Source organism: Streptomyces sp. Root1310, assembly GCF_001426425.1.
Lineage (GTDB): Bacteria > Actinomycetota > Actinomycetes > Streptomycetales > Streptomycetaceae > Streptomyces.
On record NZ_LMEQ01000003.1, the window covers coordinates 1 to 21,261 of the forward strand.

General features: G+C 69.7%; 16 protein-coding genes. 7 read left to right on the forward strand and 9 right to left on the reverse strand.

The genetic code is table 11. From position 1 onward, the window contains the following. Window positions 1-210: 210 nt before the first annotated feature. The 3 genes from ASD48_RS11070 to thyX form a co-directional block, all read right to left on the reverse strand. On the reverse strand, window positions 211-1,896 hold the full coding sequence (locus ASD48_RS11070) for a ribonuclease J (protein WP_057601394.1): 1,686 nt from the start codon (window positions 1,894-1,896) through the stop codon (window positions 211-213). A 125-nt stretch (window positions 1,897-2,021) separates the two neighbouring features. Beyond that, on the reverse strand, window positions 2,022-2,921 hold the full coding sequence (dapA, locus tag ASD48_RS11075) for a 4-hydroxy-tetrahydrodipicolinate synthase (protein ID WP_057601395.1): 900 nt from the start codon (window positions 2,919-2,921) through the stop codon (window positions 2,022-2,024). A 253-nt stretch (window positions 2,922-3,174) separates the two neighbouring features. Continuing rightward, complete coding sequence (gene thyX / locus ASD48_RS11080; RefSeq protein ID WP_057601396.1) at window positions 3,175-3,915, reverse strand: FAD-dependent thymidylate synthase; 741 nt, start codon at window positions 3,913-3,915, stop codon at window positions 3,175-3,177. 187 nt (window positions 3,916-4,102) lie between these two features. Between thyX and ASD48_RS11085 the strand changes: the two genes are divergently transcribed. Together ASD48_RS11085 and ASD48_RS11090 are read left to right on the forward strand one after the other, a co-directional pair. Beyond that, on the forward strand, window positions 4,103-4,339 hold the full coding sequence (locus tag ASD48_RS11085) for a hypothetical protein (protein WP_199875753.1): 237 nt from the start codon (window positions 4,103-4,105) through the stop codon (window positions 4,337-4,339). Between the two features lie 90 nt (window positions 4,340-4,429). Then, window positions 4,430-4,981 (forward strand): hypothetical protein, encoded by a 552-nt coding sequence (locus ASD48_RS11090; RefSeq protein WP_057601397.1) that lies wholly within the window; start codon window positions 4,430-4,432, stop codon window positions 4,979-4,981. A 91-nt stretch (window positions 4,982-5,072) separates the two neighbouring features. On the opposite strand, the gene ASD48_RS11095 is transcribed toward ASD48_RS11090, so the two are convergent. From ASD48_RS11095 to rpsO, 5 genes are all read right to left on the reverse strand, one after another. Beyond that, entirely contained in the window at window positions 5,073-5,528 is a 456-nt protein-coding gene (locus ASD48_RS11095; RefSeq protein WP_057601398.1) for a hypothetical protein, read from the reverse strand. A 7-nt stretch (window positions 5,529-5,535) separates the two neighbouring features. Then, window positions 5,536-6,288 (reverse strand): 4-hydroxy-tetrahydrodipicolinate reductase, encoded by a 753-nt coding sequence (gene dapB, locus ASD48_RS11100; protein WP_057601399.1) that lies wholly within the window; start codon window positions 6,286-6,288, stop codon window positions 5,536-5,538. A gap of 46 nt (window positions 6,289-6,334) precedes the next feature. Then, the gene (locus ASD48_RS11105) at window positions 6,335-7,714 is read right to left on the reverse strand and encodes a pitrilysin family protein (RefSeq protein WP_057601400.1); all 1,380 of its coding nucleotides are present in this window, start codon (window positions 7,712-7,714) and stop codon (window positions 6,335-6,337) included. Further along, window positions 7,711-9,930, reverse strand: coding sequence for a polyribonucleotide nucleotidyltransferase (locus tag ASD48_RS11110; protein WP_057601401.1), 2,220 nt, complete (start codon window positions 9,928-9,930; stop codon window positions 7,711-7,713). Before ASD48_RS11110 ends, ASD48_RS11105 begins: the two co-directional genes overlap by 4 nt. A gap of 423 nt (window positions 9,931-10,353) precedes the next feature. Continuing rightward, on the reverse strand, window positions 10,354-10,641 hold the full coding sequence (gene rpsO / locus ASD48_RS11115) for a 30S ribosomal protein S15 (protein WP_020128575.1): 288 nt from the start codon (window positions 10,639-10,641) through the stop codon (window positions 10,354-10,356). Window positions 10,642-11,011: 370 nt separating this feature from the next. Between rpsO and ASD48_RS11120 the strand changes: the two genes are divergently transcribed. After that, complete coding sequence (locus ASD48_RS11120; protein ID WP_020128576.1) at window positions 11,012-11,308, forward strand: DUF397 domain-containing protein; 297 nt, start codon at window positions 11,012-11,014, stop codon at window positions 11,306-11,308. Window positions 11,309-11,669: 361 nt separating this feature from the next. Here the strand turns inward: ASD48_RS11120 and eccD are convergent, their stop codons facing one another. Then, on the reverse strand, window positions 11,670-13,181 hold the full coding sequence (eccD, locus tag ASD48_RS11125; protein ID WP_057601402.1) for a type VII secretion integral membrane protein EccD: 1,512 nt from the start codon (window positions 13,179-13,181) through the stop codon (window positions 11,670-11,672). A 346-nt stretch (window positions 13,182-13,527) separates the two neighbouring features. Between eccD and eccCa the strand changes: the two genes are divergently transcribed. From eccCa to ASD48_RS11145, 4 genes are all read left to right on the forward strand, one after another. After that, window positions 13,528-17,493: a type VII secretion protein EccCa gene (gene eccCa / locus ASD48_RS11130; protein ID WP_079073718.1), complete on the forward strand. Its 3,966-nt coding sequence runs from the start codon at window positions 13,528-13,530 to the stop codon at window positions 17,491-17,493. Between the two features lie 304 nt (window positions 17,494-17,797). Then, a complete protein-coding gene (locus tag ASD48_RS11135; protein WP_057601403.1) occupies window positions 17,798-18,316 on the forward strand; it encodes a hypothetical protein in 519 nt (172 codons plus the stop codon). After that, window positions 18,316-20,613, forward strand: coding sequence for a hypothetical protein (locus tag ASD48_RS11140; RefSeq protein WP_057601404.1), 2,298 nt, complete (start codon window positions 18,316-18,318; stop codon window positions 20,611-20,613). The genes ASD48_RS11135 and ASD48_RS11140 overlap by 1 nt, the downstream gene beginning before the upstream one ends. A 27-nt stretch (window positions 20,614-20,640) precedes the next feature. After that, a complete protein-coding gene (locus ASD48_RS11145) occupies window positions 20,641-21,192 on the forward strand; it encodes a hypothetical protein (RefSeq protein ID WP_063887437.1) in 552 nt (183 codons plus the stop codon). Window positions 21,193-21,261: the final 69 nt, after the last annotated feature.

Below are 21,261 nucleotides of genomic sequence, written 5' to 3' on the forward strand. Positions count from 1 at the left end.
CGCTTTTGTTTCGCGGTTTCCTTTCCGGCGGTTCCGACTTTATCAGAAGTTCTGAGTCGGTTTTCCCGGCCCCTCCCGGGAGTGGATCCGGGGCACGAGGCGTACCGGGTTCCCGTTCGGGCGGAGACGTAAACGTACTGGAGCGGGGCTCCTCGATGCAAATCGAGGAGCCCCGCTCCGGGTTCACGTCTACGAGCGGTCGTACGGCGCTCAGACCTCGACCACGACCGGCAGGATCATCGGCCTGCGGCGATAGGTGTCGGAGACCCACTTGCCCAGCGTGCGGCGGATGAGCTGCTGGAGCTGGTGGGGCTCGACCACACCGTCCTGGGCGGAGCGTTCCAGGACCTCGGCGATCTTCGGGGTGACGGCCGAGAAGGCCGAGTCGTCGATGCCCGAGCCGCGTGCCTGGATGTGCGGGCCGCCGGTGATCTTGCCGGTGGAGGAGTCCACGACGACGAACACCGAGATGATGCCCTCGTCGCCCAGGATCTTCCGGTCCTTGAGGGCCGGCTCCCCCACGTCGCCGACCGAGAGGCCGTCGACATAGACGTAACCCGCCTGGACCTTGCCGGAGATCTTCGCCTTGCCTTCGACGAGGTCGACGACCACGCCGTCCTCGGCGATCACGATGCGGTCGTGCGGGACGCCGGTCATGGCGCCCAGCTCGGCGTTGGCGCGCAGATGGCGCCATTCGCCGTGGACCGGCATCAGGTTCTTCGGGCGGCAGATGTTGTAGAAGTACAGGAGCTCGCCCGCGGACGCGTGACCCGAGACGTGCACCTTGGCGTTGCCCTTGTGGACGACGTGCGCGCCCCAGCGGGTCAGGCCGTTGATCACGCGGTAGACCGCGTTCTCGTTGCCGGGGATGAGCGAGGACGCCAGGATCACCGTGTCGCCGGGGACGATGCGGATCTGGTGGTCGCGGTTGGCCATGCGGGACAGGGCGGCCATCGGCTCGCCCTGGGAGCCCGTGCAGACCAGGACCACCTCGTGGTCGGGCAGGTCGTCGAGCGTCTTGACGTCCACCACCAGGCCCGGCGGGACCTTGAGGTATCCCAGGTCGCGGGCGATGCCCATGTTGCGGACCATCGAGCGGCCGACGAAGGCGACCCGGCGGCCGTACTCGTGCGCCGTGTCCAGGATCTGCTGGATGCGGTGGATGTGGCTGGCGAAGCTGGCCACGATGATCCGCTTGCGGGCGTTCCCGAAGACCGTGCGCAGGACGTTGGAGATGTCCCGTTCGGGCGCCACGAAACCGGGGACCTCGGCGTTCGTGGAGTCGGAGAGAAGAAGGTCGATACCTTCCTCGCTCAGACGTGCGAACGCGTGCAGGTCCGTGAGACGGCCGTCCAGCGGGAGCTGGTCCATCTTGAAGTCGCCGGTGTGGACCACCATGCCCGCGGGCGTGCGGATGGCGACGGCGAGCGCGTCCGGGATCGAGTGGTTGACGGCGATGAACTCGCAGTCGAAGGGGCCGATGCGCTCACGGTGTCCCTCCGCCACCTCGAGGGTGTACGGACGGATCCGGTGCTCCTGGAGCTTGGCCTCGATGAACGCGAGGGTCAGCTTGGAGCCGATCAGCGGGATGTCCGGCTTCTCCCGGAGGAGGTAGGGGACGGCACCGATGTGGTCCTCGTGACCATGGGTGAGGACGATGCCCTCGATGTCCTCGAGGCGGTCCCGGATGGACGTGAAGTCCGGCAGGATCAGGTCGATGCCGGGCTGCTCCTCCTCGGGGAAGAGCACGCCGCAGTCGACGATCAGCAGACGGCCGCCGTATTCGAAGACCGTCATGTTCCGGCCGATTTCGCCGAGGCCGCCGAGCGGGGTGACCCTGAGGCCGCCCGCCGGCAGCGGCGGGGGCGGGGCAAGTTCGGGATGCGGATGACTCAAAAGACTCTCCTCAACCACACGCGCCACGTACCGGTGGGCACGTGGCGCGCATGACGTTCGTGCAAGCAGTTGTCGTTGTGGATTGCAGGCACCGGTGGCCTGCTATTCAGTTGTGAAGTCCGTTGTCAGAGCTGTACCCCGCCCGCCGCAAGATCGATCTTGAGCTGTTCGATCTCCTCGGGCGAGCACTCGACCATGGGCGAGCGCAGCGGGCCGGCGGGCAGGCCCAGCAGGGTGAGAGCGGCCTTGGTGGTCATCACGCCCTGGGTGCGGAACATGCCCGTGTAGACCGGGAGCAGCTTCTGGTGGATCTCGGCCGCCTTCTGGACGTCCCCGGCGGTGAACGCCTCGACGAGGGCGCGCAGGTCCGGGGTGACCACGTGACCGACGACGGAGACGAAGCCGACCGCGCCCACGGAGAGCAGCGGCAGGTTCAGCATGTCGTCACCGGAGTACCAGGCCAGCCCGGAGCGCGCGATGGCCCAGCTCGCGCGGCCCAGGTCGCCCTTGGCGTCCTTGTTGGCGACGATCCGGGGGTGCGCGGCGAGGCGGACCAGCGTCTCGGTGCTGATCGGGACGCCGCTGCGGCCGGGGATGTCGTAGAGCATGACCGGCAGCCCGGCGGCGTCGGCGACCGCCGTGAAGTGCCGGTACAGGCCCTCCTGGGGGGGCTTGTTGTAGTACGGGGTGACGACCAGGAGGCCGTGTGCGCCCGCCTGCTCTGCAGCGCGGGCGAGCTCGACGCTGTGGTGGGTGTCGTTGGTGCCGACGCCGGCGACGACGTGGGCACGGTCTCCGACGGCCTCCAGGACGGCTCGTACCAGGTCCGATTTCTCCGCGTCACTGGTGGTGGGGGACTCGCCGGTGGTGCCGTTGACGATCAGGCCGTCGTTGCCTGCGTCCACCAGGTGGGTGGCGAGCCGCTGTGCGCCGTCGAGGTCGAGTGCGCCGTCCGCCGTGAAGGGCGTGACCATGGCGGTGAGGACCCGCCCGAAGGGGGTCTGCGGAGTGGAGGTCGGAGCCATGGGTGACACGCTACTCGTTGCTCACCGCGGGGTCTGCCCGCGGGGGGTACGGAAAGTCATGACAAAGATGGAACCCGGCACTGCCTGCTCGGGGGTTCAAGCAGTGCCGGGTCCGTTTGATCAGGCTAGATGAACTTCTCTAAATGCCGCAATACGGACACTTCGCACGGATGATCCGTACATACGTCTCCGTCGCTCGTCTCCGTGGCTCGTCTCCGGCGCTCCAGTACGTCGCTCGTGTACGCCGCGTCCGTCAGGGAGCCACTCGGCCGTTGGCGTTGAAGGCCGCGTACGTGAGGGGCATGAGCGCGGCCCACTCGGCCTCCATCTTCTCGCCCACCATCTCGATCTCCCGCTGGGGGAAGGACGGGACCTTCGCCAGCTCGTGCTGGGTGCGCAGACCGAGGAAGTGCATCAGCGAGCGGGCGTTGCAGGTCGCGTACATCGAGGAGAACAGGCCGACCGGGAGGACCGCACGGGCGACCTCGCGGGCGACGCCGGCGGCGAGCATCTCCTGGTAGGCGTCGTAGGACCGGCGGTAGGAGTCCTCCATGGTGCGGCCGACGAGCTCCTGCTGGGCCTGCGTGCCCTCGGCGAAGACGTACTTGCCGGGACGGCCCTGCTGCACGAGTTTGCGGGACTCGCCGGGGACGTAGAAGACGGGCTGGAGCTCCCGGTAGCGGCCGGACTCCTCGTTGTACGACCAGCCCACGCGGTGGCGCATGAACTCGCGGAAGACGAAGATCGGGGCACTGATGAAGAAGGTCATCGAGTTGTGCTCGAAGGGGCTGCCGTGCCGGTCCCGCATCAGGTAGTTGATCAGACCCTTGGAGCGCTCCGGGTCCTTGCCCAGCTCGTCCAGGGACTGCTCGCCGGCGGTCGAGACGCGGGCGGCGAAGAGTACGTCGGCGTCGGACGCGGTGTGCTTGACCAGCTCGACGGTGACGTCGCTGCGGAAGCCGGGCTTGAGGTCGTCGGCGGGGCTGTCGGTCACTGTGCGGGGGTCCTTCCGTCGCGTCTTCGGAGCGGCGCCAACTCTACGGGGGCCGCCGCGCCGGTCCGTCACGGGCGTGCCGTCGGATTCGTGCGGGACGTCTGCCGATATGGGGCACGTTTCCGGGCACCCGCTCGTCTGTATCAGTGAAGCGCCCGATCGAAAGCCCCAGGAGGAAGTACCCATCATGTTCCGCCGGCGCGAGCCCGTACCCTTCGCCTTCCTCGCCGAGGCCGACCGGTTCCGCAGCAATGTCGCTCCCCCGCCCTCCGAGCGGTCCTCCGCCGGTCAGATAGCCGGACGCTGGCTGTGGGGACTCACCATCGTGGCCGCGCTGGTGGGCTCCCTGGTCATCGGGATGCCGGCGCTGAGCCTGGACCACTCGGCGGAGACACAGCAGTCGCAGGCGTCCCAGGGACGCTGACGCCATCCGGACCCCCGATGGTGGTGAGCCGGGACACAGACGGATAACCTCACCGGGCACAGCCCACGCATGGACGAGTGAGGACCAGCCGTGCCCCTGCCCTTCCTGACGGCCGACCGCGCATTCGAGGCGACGGACGACGTCGCGCTGCCCTTCGAGGACCGTGAGCGCTGGCGGCGCCCCTACCGGCCCGGACCCTGGCGGGTCGGGGTCGCCGCGTTGGCGCTGCTGCTCGCCTCGTACGTGCTGTTCGCGGCCGTCATCATCGCGTTGACCGGGTCGAAGTCCGAGGCCGGCGTGATCTTCGGCTGTTCCCTGCTCGTGATCGCCGCCGCCCTGCGGCTGCTGCGCATGGGTGTGTGGGTCAGCGACCGCGGGCTGCGGCACGTGCGTTTCCTCGTCACCCGCACGCTGCCCTGGGAGCGGGTCGTGGCGGTGCGGACCGTGCAGCAGCCGGTGCGCTGGCTGGGGCTGCCGCGGACCGTCCAGGGGCAGGCGCTGACCGTCGGACGGCGGGACCGCCCGCAGGAGGCCACGCAGCTGCTGACCACGCACGGGGCCGACTTCCTGGCCCGTGCCGAGGCGTTCGACCGGGCGGCGGACGCGGTCGAGGCGTGGGCCGCGGAGAACCGGCGCGGCTGAACCGAGTCCGCCGGACACCGATCCGACGTCCGGCCGTACGCCGAAGGGGCCGGTCCGCCACAGGTGCGGGCCGGCCCCTTCGGCGTACGGCTCAGGCGGTCTGCACCGGTTTGCCGTCGTGCAGGCTGATCGCGCGTTGCATCGCCTTGCGGGCCCGCGGGGTGTCCCGGGCGTCGTGGTAGGCGACGGCGAGGCGGAACCAGGTGCGCCAGTCGTCGGGGGCCGCCTCGGTCTCGGCCTTGCGCCGGTCGAACACCTCGTCGGCGGAGTCGCGGTCGACGCGGCCGCTCGCGGTGCGCTTCAGTTCGTCGACGGGCAGTCCGCCCTCGGCGTCGAGTTCGGCGGCGAGGGCGTTGGCCCGGCGGACGAACTGGGTGTTCTTCCACAGGAACCAGACGCCGATGACCGGCAGGATCAGCACCGCCATGCCGAAGGTGACGGTCAGGAGTGTGCCGGCCTGGATGAGCATGACGCCGCGGCTGCCGACCAGGGCGAAGTAGAAGACCAGGACGGCGGCCGTGACGGCGTAGGAGAGCTTGGCGCGCATGTCAGCCTCAGCCGAGGTCGAGGAAGTTTTCCAGGCCGAAGGTGAGGCCCGGAGTCGACACCACCCGGCGGGCGCCCAGCAGGATGCCCGGCATGAAGCTGCTGTGGTGCAGCGAGTCGTGGCGGACCGTGAGGGTCTCGCCCTCCCCGCCCAGCAGCACCTCCTGGTGGGCCAGCAGCCCGCGCAGCCGGACGGCGTGCACCGGGATGCCGTCGACGTTCGCGCCGCGCGCTCCGTCCAGGCCCGTCTCCGTGGCGTCCGGCGCCGGGGCCGTGCCCGCCTCGCGACGGGCCGCGGCGATGAGCTGGGCGGTGCGCGTGGCGGTGCCGGAGGGCGCGTCCACCTTGTTGGGGTGGTGCAGTTCGACGACCTCGACGGACTCGAAGTACGGCGCGGCGATCTGCGCGAACTTCATGGTCAGGACGGCTCCGATGGAGAAGTTGGGCGCGATGAGCACGCCCGTCCGCGGAGATTCGGCCAGTCGGGCCGTCAGGTGCGCGAGGCGCTCCTCGGTCCAGCCGGTCGTACCGACCACGGCGTGGATGCCGTGCCCCACGCAGTAGTCGAGGTTGTCCATGACCGAGGCGGGCGTGGTCAGTTCGACCACGACCTGGGCGCCGTTCTCGGCCAGCGTCTCGAGCCTGTCACCGCGGCCGAGGGCGGCCACCAGCTCCATGTCCTCGGCGGCCTCGACCGCCCGTACCGCCTCGGAACCGATCCGGCCCTTGGCGCCGAGGACCGCCACGCGCAGCTTGCTCATCTGTTGTGCTTCCTTACCGAAGTTGCCGAAGGCCTGTCGAAGAGGGTCAGGCGACCGCGTCGTGCAGCCGGGCGGCCTGTTTGTCCTTGAGCGGGCCGATGACCGACAGCGACGGGCGCCGTCCCAGGATGTCGCGGGCCACCGCGCGGACCTCGTCCGGGGTCACCGCCGCTATCCGGGTCAGCATGTCGTCGACCGACATCTGCTCGCCCCAGCACAGTTCGCTCTTGCCGATGCGGTTCATGAGCGCGCCGGTGTCCTCCAGGCCGAGGACCGTGGAGCCCCTCAGCTGTCCGATGGCGCGGACGATCTCCTCGTCGGACAGGCCGTGCTCGGCGACCTGGTCGAGTTCGTCCCGGCAGATCTTCAGCACATCGTGCACCTGGCTCGGGCGGCAGCCCGCGTATACGCCGAAGAGGCCGCAGTCGGCGAAGCCGGAGGTGTACGAGTACACGCTGTAGGCCAGGCCGCGCTTCTCGCGGACCTCCTGGAAGAGGCGGGAGGACATGCCGCCGCCGAGGGCCGTGTTCAGCACGCCCAGCGCCCAGCGCCGGTCGTCCGTGCGGGCCAGACCCGGCATGCCGAGGACGACATGGGCCTGTTCCGTCTTGCGGCCGATCAGCTCGACGCGGCCGGCCGAGCGGATCGCGCGCCGGCCGTCGCGCGGGGCGATGGGCGTGGCGTCCGGGTTCTTGAAGGCGCCCGCCTTGTCGAAGGCCGCGCGGACCTGGCGTACGACCTTGTTGTGGTCGATGTTGCCGGCGGCCGCGACCACGAGGTGGGTCGGGTCGTAGTGCTTCTTGTAGAAGCGGCGGATGCGGTCGGCGGTGAGGGCGTTGACCGTGTCGACGGTGCCGAGGACCGGGCGGCCGAGGGCGTTGTCGCCGAACATCGTGTGCGCGAACAGGTCGTGCACACAGTCGCCGGGGTCGTCCTCGGTCATCGCGATCTCCTCGAGGATCGCGCCGCGCTCGACGTTGACGTCCTCCTCGCGGATCAGGGAGCCCGTGAGCATGTCACAGACGACGTCGATGGCGAGCGGCAGGTCGGCGTCGAGCACGCGCGCGTAGTAGCACGTGTACTCCTTCGCCGTGAACGCGTTCATCTCGCCGCCGACGGCGTCTATCGCGGAGGAGATGTCCAGCGCGGACCTGCGGTTCGTCCCCTTGAAGAGGAGGTGCTCCAGGTAGTGCGTGGCGCCGTTCAGGGACGGGGTCTCGTCGCGGGAGCCGACGTGCGCCCAGATGCCGAAGGTGGCGGAGCGGACCGAGGGGAGGGTCTCGGTGACGATGCGCAGGCCGCCCGGGAGGGTGGTCTTGCGCACGACACCGATGCCGGCCGTGCCCTTGATCAGGGTTTGGGTACGGGCGACGGCCCGCGCCTCCGAAGAGGTGCGGGCCGTCGCCTGCGAGCTACTCGACGTCACTTGTCGGTGTCGTCCTTCGTGTCCTCATCAGCTTCCTCGCCCTCGATCACGGGGATCAGGGAGAGCTTGCCGCGGGAGTCGATCTCGGCGATCTCGACCTGGACCTTGGAGCCCACACCGAGCACGTCCTCGACGTTCTCCACGCGCTTGCCGCCGGCGAGCTTGCGGATCTGCGAGATGTGCAGCAGACCGTCCTTGCCCGGGAGCAGCGACACGAACGCACCGAAGGTGGTGGTCTTGACGACCGTACCCAGGTAGCGCTCGCCGACCTCCGGCATGGTCGGGTTGGCGATGCCGTTGATCGTGGCGCGGGCGGCCTCGGCCTGCGAGCCGACCTGGGCACCGATGTAGATGGTGCCGTCGTCCTCGATCGTGATCTCGGCGCCGGTGTCCTCCTGGATCTGGTTGATCATCTTGCCCTTCGGGCCGATGACCTCACCGATCTTGTCCACGGGGATCTTGACGGTGATGATCCGCGGGGCGTTCGGGGACATCTCGTCCGGCGTGTCGATCGCTTCCATCATCACGTCGAGGATGTGGAGGCGGGCGTCGCGGGCCTGCTTGAGGGCCGCGGCCAGGACGGAGGCCGGGATGCCGTCCAGCTTGGTGTCGAGCTGGAGGGCGGTGACGAACTCCTTGGTGCCGGCGACCTTGAAGTCCATGTCGCCGAAGGCGTCCTCCGCACCGAGGATGTCGGTGAGGGCGACGTAGTGCGTCTCGCCGTTGATCTCCTGGGAGATCAGGCCCATGGCGATACCGGCGACGGGGGCCTTGAGGGGCACACCGGCGTTCAGCAGCGACATGGTGGAGGCGCAGACCGAGCCCATGGACGTCGAGCCGTTGGAGCCGAGGGCCTCGGACACCTGACGGATCGCGTAGGGGAACTCCTCGCGCGTCGGCAGGACCGGCACGATGGCGCGCTCGGCGAGGGCGCCGTGGCCGATCTCGCGGCGCTTCGGGGAGCCGACGCGGCCGGTCTCACCGACGGAGTACGGCGGGAAGTTGTAGTTGTGCATGTAGCGCTTGCGGGTCACCGGGGAGAGGGTGTCCAGCTGCTGCTCCATCCGGAGCATGTTCAGGGTGGTGACGCCCAGGATCTGGGTCTCGCCACGCTCGAACAGCGCCGAACCGTGCACGCGCGGGATGGCCTCGACCTCGGCGGCGAGCGTACGGATGTCCGTGACGCCGCGGCCGTCGATGCGCTTCTTCTCCTTGATCACGCGCTCGCGGACCAGCTGCTTGGTGAGCGAGCGGTACGCGGCGGAGATCTCCTTCTCGCGACCCTCGAACTCCGGCAGGAGCTTCTCGGCGGCGAGCGCCTTGACGCGGTCCAGCTCGGCCTCGCGGTCCTGCTTGCCCGCGATGGTCAGCGCGGAGGCGAGCTCCGGGCGGACGGCGGCGGACAGCGCCTCCAGGATGTCGTCCTGGTAGTCGAGGAAGACCGGGAACTCGCCGGTCGGCTTCGCGGCCTTGGCGGCGAGGTCGGCCTGGGCCTTGCAGAGCACCTTGATGAAGGGCTTCGCGGCGTCCAGACCGGAGGCGACGACCTCCTCGGTCGGCGCCTCGGCGCCGCCCGCGACGAGCTGGATCGTCTTCTCGGTGGCCTCGGCCTCGACCATCATGATCGCGACGTCGCCGTCCTCCAGGACGCGACCGGCGACGACCATGTCGAAGACGGCGTCCTCGAGCTCGGTGTGCGTCGGGAACGCGACCCACTGGCCGTTGATCAGCGCGACGCGGACGCCGCCGATCGGGCCGGAGAAGGGCAGACCGGCCAGCTGCGTGGACGCGGAGGCGGCGTTGATCGCCACGACGTCGTACAGGTGGTCGGGGTTGAGCGCCATGATCGTGGCGACGACCTGGATCTCGTTGCGCAGGCCCTTCCTGAAGGACGGGCGCAGCGGGCGGTCGATCAGCCGGCAGGTGAGGATGGCGTCCTCGGAGGGACGGCCCTCACGGCGGAAGAAGCTGCCGGGGATCTTGCCGGCGGCGTACATCCGCTCCTCGACGTCCACCGTGAGGGGGAAGAAGTCGAGCTGGTCCTTGGGGTTCTTGGAGGCGGTGGTGGCCGACAGCACCATGGTGTCGTCGTCCAGGTACGCCACGGCGGAGCCGGCGGCCTGCTTGGCCAGGCGGCCCGTCTCGAAGCGGATGGTGCGGGTGCCGAAGGTGCCGTTGTCAATGACGGCCTCGGCGTAGTGGGTCTCGTTCTCCACTAGCATTTTCTCCGTTACTTGTCGTCTTTCGTCCCTCGCTGCCCGTGTGGCAGGGGGACGGTTGCGGAGAAACGCTCGGTGCGGGCCGGTCTTCGATCGAAGCACCCGGGGTTCTCTTTCCCGGGGGCCACTACCGAGGACCGGCGGCGGCTAGGCGCGCTTCTCCTCGTTCGGTGGGCGTGGTGACGTTTACCCGCAGCGAGTACACGTCATCACGCTGTGTCGTACGTATGTCGTTGTGCTACCACACTACAAAGCGTTGGTGACACTCCGCACGTTTCCGCTCGGCGACGGGGCGTACGACGGCCCCGTCGTCGGCGTGCATCCGCGTGCGCGGATGCGTACCGCCGTGTGCCGGTACGCGGGCGTACGGCAAAGGGGAGCGGTCCCGATGGTCCGGGAACCGCTCCCCCTCACGGCGTTCTACTTGGCGCCCGCCGCACCGCGGCGGATGCCGAGGCGGTCGACCAGCGCACGGAAGCGCTGGATGTCCTTCTTGGCCAGGTACTGGAGAAGGCGGCGACGCTGACCGACCAGGATCAGCAGACCACGACGGGAGTGGTGGTCGTGCTTGTGCGTCTTGAGGTGCTCGGTCAGGTCCGAGATCCGGCGGGACAGCATGGCGACCTGGACCTCGGGGGAGCCGGTGTCGCCCTCCTTCTGGCCGAACTCCGTGATGAGCTGCTTCTTCGTAGCGGCGTCGAGCGGCACGCGTACTCCTCGTAGTCTTTGAGTGGCCACCGAGTGCCCCCGGTCTTGGTCTCGGGAGAGCTTCCGTTACTCGGATGGCGGGGATCCGATGGGCGCGGCCTCCAGAACCTTCAGGGACTCCCTGAGGGTGTTTCCGGGGGTGCGTACACAAACGGCCGAAAGCCAGCGTAGCAGGCCGGGGCCCCGGGCCCGTCCGGGATATCGCGGCGGGCACTCGTCCCGTACCGCGGCGCGCGGGGGCAGTGTACGGGCGACGACGCCGGTCCGGAAGGTAAAGGAAGAACCTCTGAGCTGGGGGAACGCCGGCAAGTAGGCTGACGACGCAGCTCGTTGGAACAGTGTGAACCCAGGGGAAAGGGTCGGAGCCGACATGGCCGATGCCGAGGACAAAGACGTCAAAGCACGCAAGGAACGGGAGCGGGACGAGCTGTACGCGCTCGACATCTCCGGCGTCGAGTGGCAGTGCGCCCCGGGCACCGAGGAGCACGAGGAGCGCGTCGAGATCGCCTACCTGCCCGCGGGGGCCGTGGCGATGCGGTCGTCGCTCGACCCGGAGACGGTGCTGCGCTACACGGAGGCGGAGTGGCGGGCCTTCGTGCTGGGTGCCCGGGACGGCGAGTTCGATCTGGAGCCGGCGCCGCACAACGGGGGGTCCGCCGCGCGGTAGCCGGGGCGGCGGGGCGCCCGGTATCGGCCGCCCGGTGTCGGCCGCCCGGTGTCGGCCGGTACGTCTCGGCCGGTACGTCTCGGCCGCCGTTCGTCCGCACCGCGTGCGACGCCGAGCCCGGAACGGCGCCGCAGGCGGAGCCCGCGACGGTGTGGCCGACACCGCCCGGTGTCGGCCGGTATGTCTCGGCCGCCGTTCGTCCGCACCGCGTGCGGCGCCGAGCCCGGACCGGCGCCGCACGCCCTGACCGGCGGAACCGGAACCGGAACCGAAGCCGGAGCCGCAGCCGGAGCCCGCGACGGTGTGGCCGACCGGGTGCGCCGCAGCTCTCGCCCGGCGTTCCTTCGCGGCTGCCCGTGGGTCAGCCCGTCATCGACCGGGCCGCCGCGTACACGTCGAAGACGGCCAGCGCCAAGGGGACGAGCGTCAGCAGGACGAAGCCCTCGGCGAGCTCCATGAAGCGCCCCCAGAACGGCGTGAGGCCGCCCCGCGAGCCGATCAGGCCGATCGCGGTGACGATCGCGGACGCCGCCGCGATGGCCGCGACGAGCCAGACGGTACGGATGTCCAGGTCGGTGCGGTCGCCCGCCAGCGCGTCGCGGATCACCGAATGCGGCGGGTTCAGCGCCAGTCCGAGGCCGAGCAGGACGAGGGAACCGAGGCCCGCGGCCAGTACGGGGGCGACCTGCGCGGTGTAGCGGAACAGGTGGGCGCGCATCAGCAGAGCGATGCCCGCGGCCAGGGCGAGGAGCCGGGCCCAGACGTCGTCGGAGAACCCGAGGACCGCGCAGGCGCCGACCGTGATCACCGCGCAGCCGCCCACCAGACCGACCAGGAGTTCGTGTCCGCGGCGGGCCTGGGCGGCGATCCGCTCGGCGTCGACCGGCTCCCGCGGGGCGGGATCGGCGCCGTACGCGCCACGCGGCGCGGTGGCCGGGGTGTCGAAACCGATCGGCAGCCGGGCGAAGCGCATGGACAGGCCGGGCAGGAAGGCCAGCGCGCCCACGCCGACCGGGGCGCACAGGGCGGCGGTCTCGGCCGGGGTCCAGTGCGCCAGGATCGCCGCGAACACCACGGCCAGGCCGACGCCGGAGGCGACCACGAAGGCCACGAACGGGCCGTCCCCCCGAGGGGAGCACAGGGTGAGCAGCACCGAGGCGAGCAGCACCGCGGCGCAGGACAGCAGGAACGCCAGCCTGCCGATGCCCTGGCCGTCCGCGAGCGGGAGGAGCCCGGAGCCGGCCACGGCCACGTTCGGCAATGCGCCGAGCCCGAGGGCGACGGCGGAGCCCCGGTCGTCGTACACGCGGGCCCGGACGCACGCGAGGGCGACCAGCAGGACACCGACGACCGCGGCGAGGACCCCGGGGAGGCTGTGCATGTCGTGACGCGGGTCGCCGGTCCAGGCCACGAAGGCGAGCAGGGCCGGCATGACCCCTCCGCCGACGAGGCCCGCGGCGCGGGTCAGCTCGCCGCTCCACAGGGTGTGCTCGCGTGTCACGGCCGAGGCGACCGCCTCCGACACGTCGTCGAAGACGGCGGGCGGCAGCGACTCGGAGAAGGGCCGCAGCGTGAGGAGCTCGCCGTCGAGGATGTGCTGAGCGGCGAACGAACGGGAACTGTCGAGGACGGTGCCGTCCCGGCGGACGAGGTGGTAGCCGACCGGAGCGCCCTCGGCGGGGCTCTGCCGGGAGAGCCTGAGGATCTCCGGGTGGATGTCGGCGACGGGGACGTCGTCGGGCAGCGCCACGTCGATCCGGCTGTCGGGGGCGACGATGGTGACCCGGCAGAAGCCGAGCCCCGTCCCCGCCGCGGGAGCGGCTCCGGCGCCGCGTCCTTCTCCGGTGGCTGCCGCGGAGGCCGCGATACTCACCTGCTGCTCCCCCTCAGTGATGGTTCCGCGTCGGCATGTGCGGTGTCGGCATGTGTGGTGTCGGCATGTGTGGTGTCGGTCGGCGCTGTCCGCGTGTTCGGTGTCGGCGTGTGCGGTGTCCGCGTGTGCGGTGTCGGTCGGCGGTGTGAAGGTTCCGCGCCGGTCGGTGCGCGACGCGGCCCGCGGGTGTGCTCACGCGAACATCCGGCACCCTACCGCCCCTTGGTGAGACAGGCAGTCAGTAGGATCACGCGGCGGCCTGCGTCCGTCCGGCAGGGGGCGGCGGACGGGGTTTTCCGGGGCCGCGCAAGGGGATTCGGGGCCTCGCAAAGGGGGTTGGTGAGCAGTGAGCCACATCGTCGTGAAGCGCCAGCCACGGGTGTTGCCGTCCGAGGTGCCCACCGGTGAGGTCGTTCTGCAGCCTCCGCCGGAGCTGCCGCGGGGCCATCAGGAGAGCGTGCTGATGCAACTGCTGCCGACGCTCGGCATGGGCGGCTCGGTGGTCTTCTTCTTCACGAGCGGGCAGCCGTTCATGCGCATCATGGGCATGGTCATGATCGCCTCGACCGTGGCCATGTCGATCGCGATGGTGGTGCGCTTCCGGCGCGGCTCACAGGGGCAGTTGGCGGATCTGCGCCGCGACTACCTGAGCTATCTGGCACAGACCCGGCGTACCGCGCTCGACACCGCGCGGGCGCAGCGTGACGCGCAGTACTACCTGCATCCCTCCCCCGAGCAGCTGTGGGCGCTGGTCGCCGAGGGCAGCCGGGTGTGGGAACGGCGGCCCGGGGACGAGGACTTCGCCCAGGTCCGTGTCGGCCTCGGCGTCCAGTCCCTCGCCACCCCGCTGATCGCTCCCGAGACCGGCCCGGTGGAGCAGCTGGAGCCGCTGACCGCGGGCGCGCTCCAGCGCTTCCTCGCCGTCCACGACAGCCTCGACGACCTGCCGATGGCCGTCTCGCTGCGCGCCTTCTACCACGTCACGGTCAGCGGTGAGCCGCTCTCGGTGCGCTCCTGCGCCCGCGCCATGGCCGGTTCGCTGGCCGCGCTGCACTCGTCCGAGGACCTGGTGCTCGTCGTCGCGGCGGGCCGGGAGGAACTGCCGCACTGGGAGTGGGCGAAGTGGCTGCCGCACGTCCAGGCGTCCGGGGCCGTGGACGGGGCGGGCAGCCGCAGGCTGATCGGCGCCGACACCCGTGAGCTGGAGAACCTGCTCGGGGCTCGGCTGACCGGCCGCCCGCGGTTCCATCCGCACGCGACGCCGCTGCCCGACGAGCCGCACGTCGTCGTCGTCCTCGACGGCGTCTCCCTGCCCCCGGACTCGGTCCTGGCCAACCCCGAGGGGCTCCAGGGCGTGACGGTCCTCGAGATCGTCCCCGGTGAGCCGACGGGGGCCGGCGGCGAGCTCGACATCGTCGTACAGCCCGGTGCGCTGCGACTGGAGTCGGGGCACGGCGCCGTCTACGAGGGGACGCCGGACACGCTCTCGCCGGAGTCCGCCGAGGCACTCGCCCGGCAGCTCGCCCCGCTGCGGATGGCGTCCGGCGGGGACGACGACGAGCCGCTGCTGGCCAACCTGGAGTTCACCGACCTGCTGAGCCTCGGGGACGCCGCGTCCGTGGACACCCGGCGCACCTGGCGGCCGCGTTCGCTGGCGGAGCGGCTGCGGGTGCCGATCGGGGTGGGCGAGGACGGCCGTCCGGTGATGCTGGACCTCAAGGAGGCGGCGCAGGAGGGCATGGGGCCGCACGGTCTGTGCGTGGGCGCGACGGGTTCCGGCAAGTCCGAGCTGCTGCGGACGCTGGTGCTGGGCCTGGCGGTCACCCACTCCTCCGAGACCCTGAACTTCGTTCTCGCCGACTTCAAGGGCGGCGCGACCTTCGCCGGCATGGCGCAGATGCCGCACGTGGCGGCCGTGATCACCAACCTGGCGGACGACCTGACACTGGTGGACCGGATGGGCGACTCCATCCGGGGCGAACTCAACCGGCGTCAGGAGCTGCTGCGGGACGCGGGCAACTACGCCAACATCCACGACTACGAGAAGGCCCGGGCCGCGGGGGCCGCCCTTCAGCCGATCCCCTCCCTGGTCCTGGTGATCGACGAGTTCAGCGAGCTGCTGACGGCGAAGCCGGACTTCATCGAGATGTTCGTGCAGATCGGCCGGATCGGCCGCTCGCTCGGCGTGCACCTGCTGCTGGCCTCGCAGCGCCTGGAGGAGGGCCGGCTGCGCGGCCTGGAGACCTATCTGTCGTACCGCGTCGGTCTGCGCACCTTCTCCGCGGCGGAGTCGCGGGCGGCGCTCGGTGTGCCCGACGCGTACTCCCTGCCGAACGTGCCGGGTTCCGGCTTCCTGAAGTTCGGCACCGACGAGATGGTGCGGTTCAAGGCGGCGTACGTGTCCGGGGTCTACCGCTCGGGCGCTCAGCGGACGGCGCCGGGGGGCGGCCCGCTGCCGGTGGACCGGCGGCCGGTGCTGTTCACCTCGGCGGAGGTGCCCGTGCGGTACGCGCAGGTGCCGCAGGCCCGCCCGTCCGGCGATCCGGAGATCGACGACGCGCTGGCGGACACCGTGCTCGACGTGATCGTGCGCCGGCTGGAGGCGCAGGGCCCGGCCGCGCACCAGGTGTGGCTGCCGCCGCTGGACAGCCCGCCGTCGCTGGACGCGCTGCTGCCGGGGCTCGCGGCGGTGCCGGGCCGCGGCCTCACCCAGCCGGGGTACGAGGGCGCGGGCCGGCTGGTCGTCCCGGTAGGGCTGGTGGACAAGCCGTTCGAGCAGCGCCGTGACTCGCTCCGGGTGGACTTCTCCGGTGCCGCGGGCCATATGCAGATCGTCGGCGGCCCGCAGTCCGGCAAGTCGACCCTGCTTCGCTCGCTGATCTGCGCCTTCGCCCTCACCCACACGCCGCACGAGGTCCAGTTCTACGGCCTCGACTTCGGTGGCGGCGCGATGGCGTCGGTGGCCGGCCTGCCGCACGTGGGCGGGGTCGCCTCCCGGCTCGACCCGGAGCGGGTGCGGCGCACGGTGGCCGAGGTGTACGGCGTGCTGACCCGCCGTGAGGAGTACTTCCGCTCGGCCGGCATCCCGTCGATCGCGGAGTTCCGGGCCAGGCGGGCCCGCGGGGACATCTCGGTCTCGGACCAGCCCTGGGGGGACGTGTTCCTGATCGTCGACGGGTGGGGCAACTTCCGGTCCGAGTACGAGGCGATGGACCAGGTGATCCTCGACATCGCCGCGCGCGGGCTCGGCTACGGCGTCCACCTGGTGCTGACGGCCTCGCGCTCGATGGAGGTCAGGGCCGCTCTCAAGGACCAGCTGATGAACCGGCTGGAGCTGCGGCTCGGCGACACGATGGACTCCGAGATCGACCGCAAGGTCGCCGCGAACGTCCCGGCGGGCGTGCCGGGCCGTGGCCAGTCGCCGCAGAAACTGCACTTCATGGCGGCGGTGCCGCGTATCGACGGCCTCGCCTCCGACACTGGCCTCGCCGACGCCACGCAGGCGCTGACCGCGGAGGTCGCCCGGCAGTGGCAGGCGGCGCCCGCGCCGGAAGTCCGGCTGCTGCCCAGGGAGTTCCCGGCCGACTCGCTGCCGCCGGGCGACCGCTTCCCGCGCCGCGGGGTCGCCTTCGGCCTCGACGAGGACCGGCTCGAACCGGTCTACGTCGACTTCGAGCAGGATCCGTTCCTCCTCGTCTTCGGCGAGAGCGAGTCCGGCAAGTCGAACCTGCTGCGGCTGCTGATCCGGCAGCTGACCCAGCGCTACTCGGGCGACGAGTGCAAGCTGTTCGTGGTCGACAACCGGCGGTCCCTGCTGGACGTGACGCCGGAGACCCACCTGGCCGAGTACATCCCGATGTCCAACGCCATGGACCACCACATGGCCGCGCTGGCCGACCTGATGAAGCGCCGGGCTCCGACGGCCGAGGTGACGGCACGGCAGCTCCGGGACCGCAGCTGGTGGCGTGGACCGACGGTGTTCGTCGTCATCGACGACTACGACCTCGTGGCGACGTCGAGCGGCAATCCGCTGGCGGGCCTGACGGAACTGCTGCCGTTCGCCCGGGACGTCGGGGTGCGCTTCATCATCGCGCGGTCGACGGCGGGCGCGGGGCGGGCGTCGTACGAGGCGTTCATGCAGCGGATCAAGGAGCTGGGCGCCCAGGGTGTCGTACTGGCGGGCGACCCCGGAGAGGGGGACCTCCTCGGCGGGGTACGGCCGCGGCCGATGCCCGCGGGGCGGGGAATCTTCGTCTCACGGCGCCGGGGGAAGCCGTTGGTGCAGGTGGGGTTGGCGCCGGAGGGAGGGTGACGAGTGGGAGTCCCCTCGACCCCAAGGGACTTTCCGAGCAACGCAGTTGGCGAGCACGGGAGTTGGGCGGGTGATGGAGTTGGCGACCACGGGGGCCGGTGGGCCCCGCTTCGCCGCCGTCAAGCCGTACGACGGGGAATTGGGGAAAGTAGGGTGAGATCCGTGAACTCACTTGAACGGGGTTCATGGATCTGGCTTGTTGATGGCTGAGGGACCGGGCCGCCGAGGTGGCGGCTCGACGGGAACACAGGAATCCGGAACGCGGGAACACGGGGACGCAGGGACACGGGGAAGGGGCTCACGCATGGCGTGGGAGGAGTGGGAGCAACTCAAGGCGGAGGCGGCCCCGGGCGACGCGCCCCATATGCGGCTGAACCAGCTGGATCCCGGAAGTGGGCCGGTACGCCCCGCGCCGGATCCCGGTCAGTACGGCGAGCTGCGGGCCAATCAGGGTGACCTGGCGAAGATCGGCACCCACGCGTTCAAGCTGTACAACGACCTCTGGGACAAGGGCCGCAGGGCGGTGCCCACCAGCGAAAGCGCCGCCGGTGCCCTCAGCAAGGGCGGTTTCGCCCTGGGCGGCGCACTCCAGCATGTCGCGCTGCGCTGGGACGAGCAGTTGGGCTCCCTGAGAGACGCGTGCGCGCACATCTCGAACCACATGACCGTCACCAAGAAGCTGCATGCCGGCGACGACCACTACATCCGCCGTCAGATGAGCAGCATCGACGTGCTGGACGCGGGCTTCGACGAACGCGTCGGTGAACCCGGCAAGCACAACCCGGTGTACGGCGAGAAGAGCGACAAAGAGGGCAAGAGCTGATGGATCTCGACGCCCTTCGCAACGCCGACCTCAGCCTGCTGGACGACGCGGTCGAAGACTGGTCGACGATGGTCGGCGATCTGGAGACCTTGATGGACGCGGCCGAGAAGGGCCTGCGCGGCGCCGCGAACCAGGCGAGCTGGGCGGGGTACAACGCCACCGTCTCCAAGGAGTTCATCGGCAAGACGGCCGGAGAGTTCTCCGACGCGCACAGCCAGGCCTCGTCCATCCACAAGATTCTCCAGGACACGCGGGACGAGCTGAAGAAGTACAAGGGGCAGCTCAACGACGCCATCGAGCGTGGTCGTCAGCAGAACCTGACGGTCCTCGGCTACGAGGGCGGGTTCACCGTCACCACCCACGTTCCGCCGGAAGGCCGCGCCCAGCAGGACCAGGACAACAAGGGCGCCATCACCTCGCTGCGCGACGAGATCCAGAAGATCCTCGAGCAGGCCACCACGAGCGACACCTCGGCCAGCAGTGTCCTCATGGCGATCGCCGACCAGAGCACGCTGGGCTTCTCGGACGTCGACTACGCCGACCGGGACTCCGCGGCCAAGGCGCTGAAGGAGGCCGAGGAGCTGGCGGATCTCGCGAAGCAGAAGCCCGAGGACCTGTCGGTCGAGGAGTTCGACCGACTCAACAAGGGTCTGAAGGAGTACGCCGACGACCCACTGTTCGCGGAACGCTTCGCCACACGGCTGGGACCACGGGGAACTCTGGACTTCTGGACGGGCATCAACGACCCGCACAGCGCGTGGAAGATCGGACAGCAGCGGGTCGACCAGTACGACGACCTCCAGAAGAACCTCGGTCTCACGCTCGCCACCGCGTCGCAGAGCGACAACGCCGGCATGACCCAGTGGAAGTCCACGATGATCGACCTGGTCGACAAGCCGGTCGGCCGTAGCGGCGGCTTCCCCCTAGGCGGACAGGTCATGTCCAACCTCATGCGGTGGGGTGACTTCGACGACCGGTTCCTCGTCGACTACGGCGACAAGCTGATCGAAACGGAGAAGAAGTTCACGGGCAACGGCCGTCACGGCACCTGGCAGCGGACGGGCGCTGACCCGCTCCTCAATCGCACGGGCACCGACTCCGGCTGGGACCCGATGACCGGCTACCTGAAGGCCCTCTCCAACAGTCCCGACGCGGCCACGGAGTTCTTCAACGACACCTTCGTCACCAAGGACGAGGACCACGACTTCAAGGACGACAAGGGCAAGCGGGAGTCGCTGACCAACTTCGACTACCTCTTCGAAGAGCGCGACTGGCCGCTGGACCAGGACGACAAGGGCGAGGACAGCGTGGCCGGGCGGAACAACCTGGCCCTTGCCCTGGAGGCGGCTACGACGGGGCACCCGGCGGGAGAGATGCCGACGGTCGACACGCCTGCCCACAACGCCGAGCAGGCGAAGCTGATGCAGAGCCTGGTGGCGTCGATCGGGGACGATCCCGAACGGCTGACCAAGTACGGATATATGTCCGACAGCATCGGCCAGATCACCTCGGAGTATCTGCCGGACATGAACCGGGCCATGACCGACGTACCGAGAGTAGACGCGGACGGGCAGGAGACGGAGAAGTGGCGGGATGTCGAGAAGTTGTATCCGGTCGCCGGCTCCGAGGCCGAACTCAAGCACAATGACGTGACCAAGCTTCTCTTCGCCGTGGGACAGAACGAAGAGGGGTACGCCGCCGTCGAGGTCGGCCAGAAGGCCTACATGGGCAAGTTGCTGGATTATCATTTGGACCCCGCCCTTCCCGAAGCCGATCGCGTCTCCGACGATCACAAACTCGTCATCGAACAGATCGCATCGAGGTCGGGAGAGGTTTCCGGCACTCTCAACCTCGGCGCCCGGGAAGCCATCGGGTCCGAGGCCTCGGACAACGACAAGGCGTACGAGCACTCCGTGGCCCAGCGCAAGAACTGGATCTCCGGTGGGGTCGGCACCGCGGTCGGGGTGGGCACGTCCTTCGTCGCAACACCGTGGGTCGGAGCGTTGGCCGGTGGGGCCGCGGGGACGGCGACCAGCGTCATCCTCGAATCGGTTTTCCAGGACGCCGAAGGCCATGCCCTGGACAAAGCCCAGAAGACCGGCGGGCAATTCTGGGCTGACGGCCAGGTGAGAAATCAGGCCATCGCGGAGGACGGAGCGCGAGCCGCCGCGGAAAAGTACGAGTCAATGGATGCGGGCGATGCCGGGATGACTGCACGCGAGGCCGCAAAGCAGGGTTATCTGAATGCCCAGGCAATCGTCGACGGAGGAGCCCCTGGCAGCAATACGGCATTCTGATCCCGTTTGCCCCACAGAAAGACGTCGATGAACTCTCACCGAACAGCCGCAAGGAAGTCCGGCGCGGTTTCCGCCACCACGCTAACGCTTCTTGTCGTTCTCCTGGCGGGGTGCGGCGACGAGGGGCAGAAGCGCGAATATGCGGTTCCTGACACACTGTGCGGAACGGCTGTCGACACCGACGCACTCTCCCCTTTCCTTCCGGCGGGGAAAGAAATCACCGTCAGGGACAGGTCCTACTCGGGCAGCAAGGGATGCGAGGTCGTTGTCGACGACAAACTGGTGATGACCACGACTCAATTGTGGATGCAAGAGGGCACAACGACATCTCTGGTCGCGGCCCGACAGTCCCTTGGCGACCCCGACCGGTCGGCGGGGAACGGGCGGTTCGTGTACTCGGGGTATGAGGCATTCGGCAAGACACGCACCTGCGTCGACACCGAATACAAGCAGGAGCTGTACACCGTGATCCAGGCAGAGGGTTCCGAACGCCGGGATTCCGAAGGCATGAAGAGACTCATCATGTCCTTCACCGATGAGGTCGAAAAATCAGCGGACTGCAAGGCAGGAGCCGAATAGCAGGCGCAGGTCACCGTGGCAGCGACGCGGCTTCGGGAACCAGGCTGCAGAGTCTGAAGAAATCAGGGT

What these genes read in the sequence shown, in the direction of transcription:
- dapA (WP_057601395.1), bottom strand. Translation starts at nt 2,921, where the DNA reads ATGGCTCCGACCTCCACTCCGCAGACCCCCTTCGGGCGGGTCCTCACC.
- ASD48_RS11085 (WP_199875753.1), top strand. Translation starts at nt 4,103, where the DNA reads ATGTTCCGCCGGCGCGAGCCCGTACCCTTCGCCTTCCTCGCCGAGGCC.
- ASD48_RS11095 (WP_057601398.1), bottom strand. Translation starts at nt 5,528, where the DNA reads ATGCGCGCCAAGCTCTCCTACGCCGTCACGGCCGCCGTCCTGGTCTTC.
- dapB (WP_057601399.1), bottom strand. Translation starts at nt 6,288, where the DNA reads ATGAGCAAGCTGCGCGTGGCGGTCCTCGGCGCCAAGGGCCGGATCGGT.
- ASD48_RS11120 (WP_020128576.1), top strand. Translation starts at nt 11,012, where the DNA reads ATGGCCGATGCCGAGGACAAAGACGTCAAAGCACGCAAGGAACGGGAG.
- ASD48_RS11135 (WP_057601403.1), top strand. Translation starts at nt 17,798, where the DNA reads ATGGCGTGGGAGGAGTGGGAGCAACTCAAGGCGGAGGCGGCCCCGGGC.
- ASD48_RS11140 (WP_057601404.1), top strand. Translation starts at nt 18,316, where the DNA reads ATGGATCTCGACGCCCTTCGCAACGCCGACCTCAGCCTGCTGGACGAC.
- ASD48_RS11145 (WP_063887437.1), top strand. Translation starts at nt 20,641, where the DNA reads ATGAACTCTCACCGAACAGCCGCAAGGAAGTCCGGCGCGGTTTCCGCC.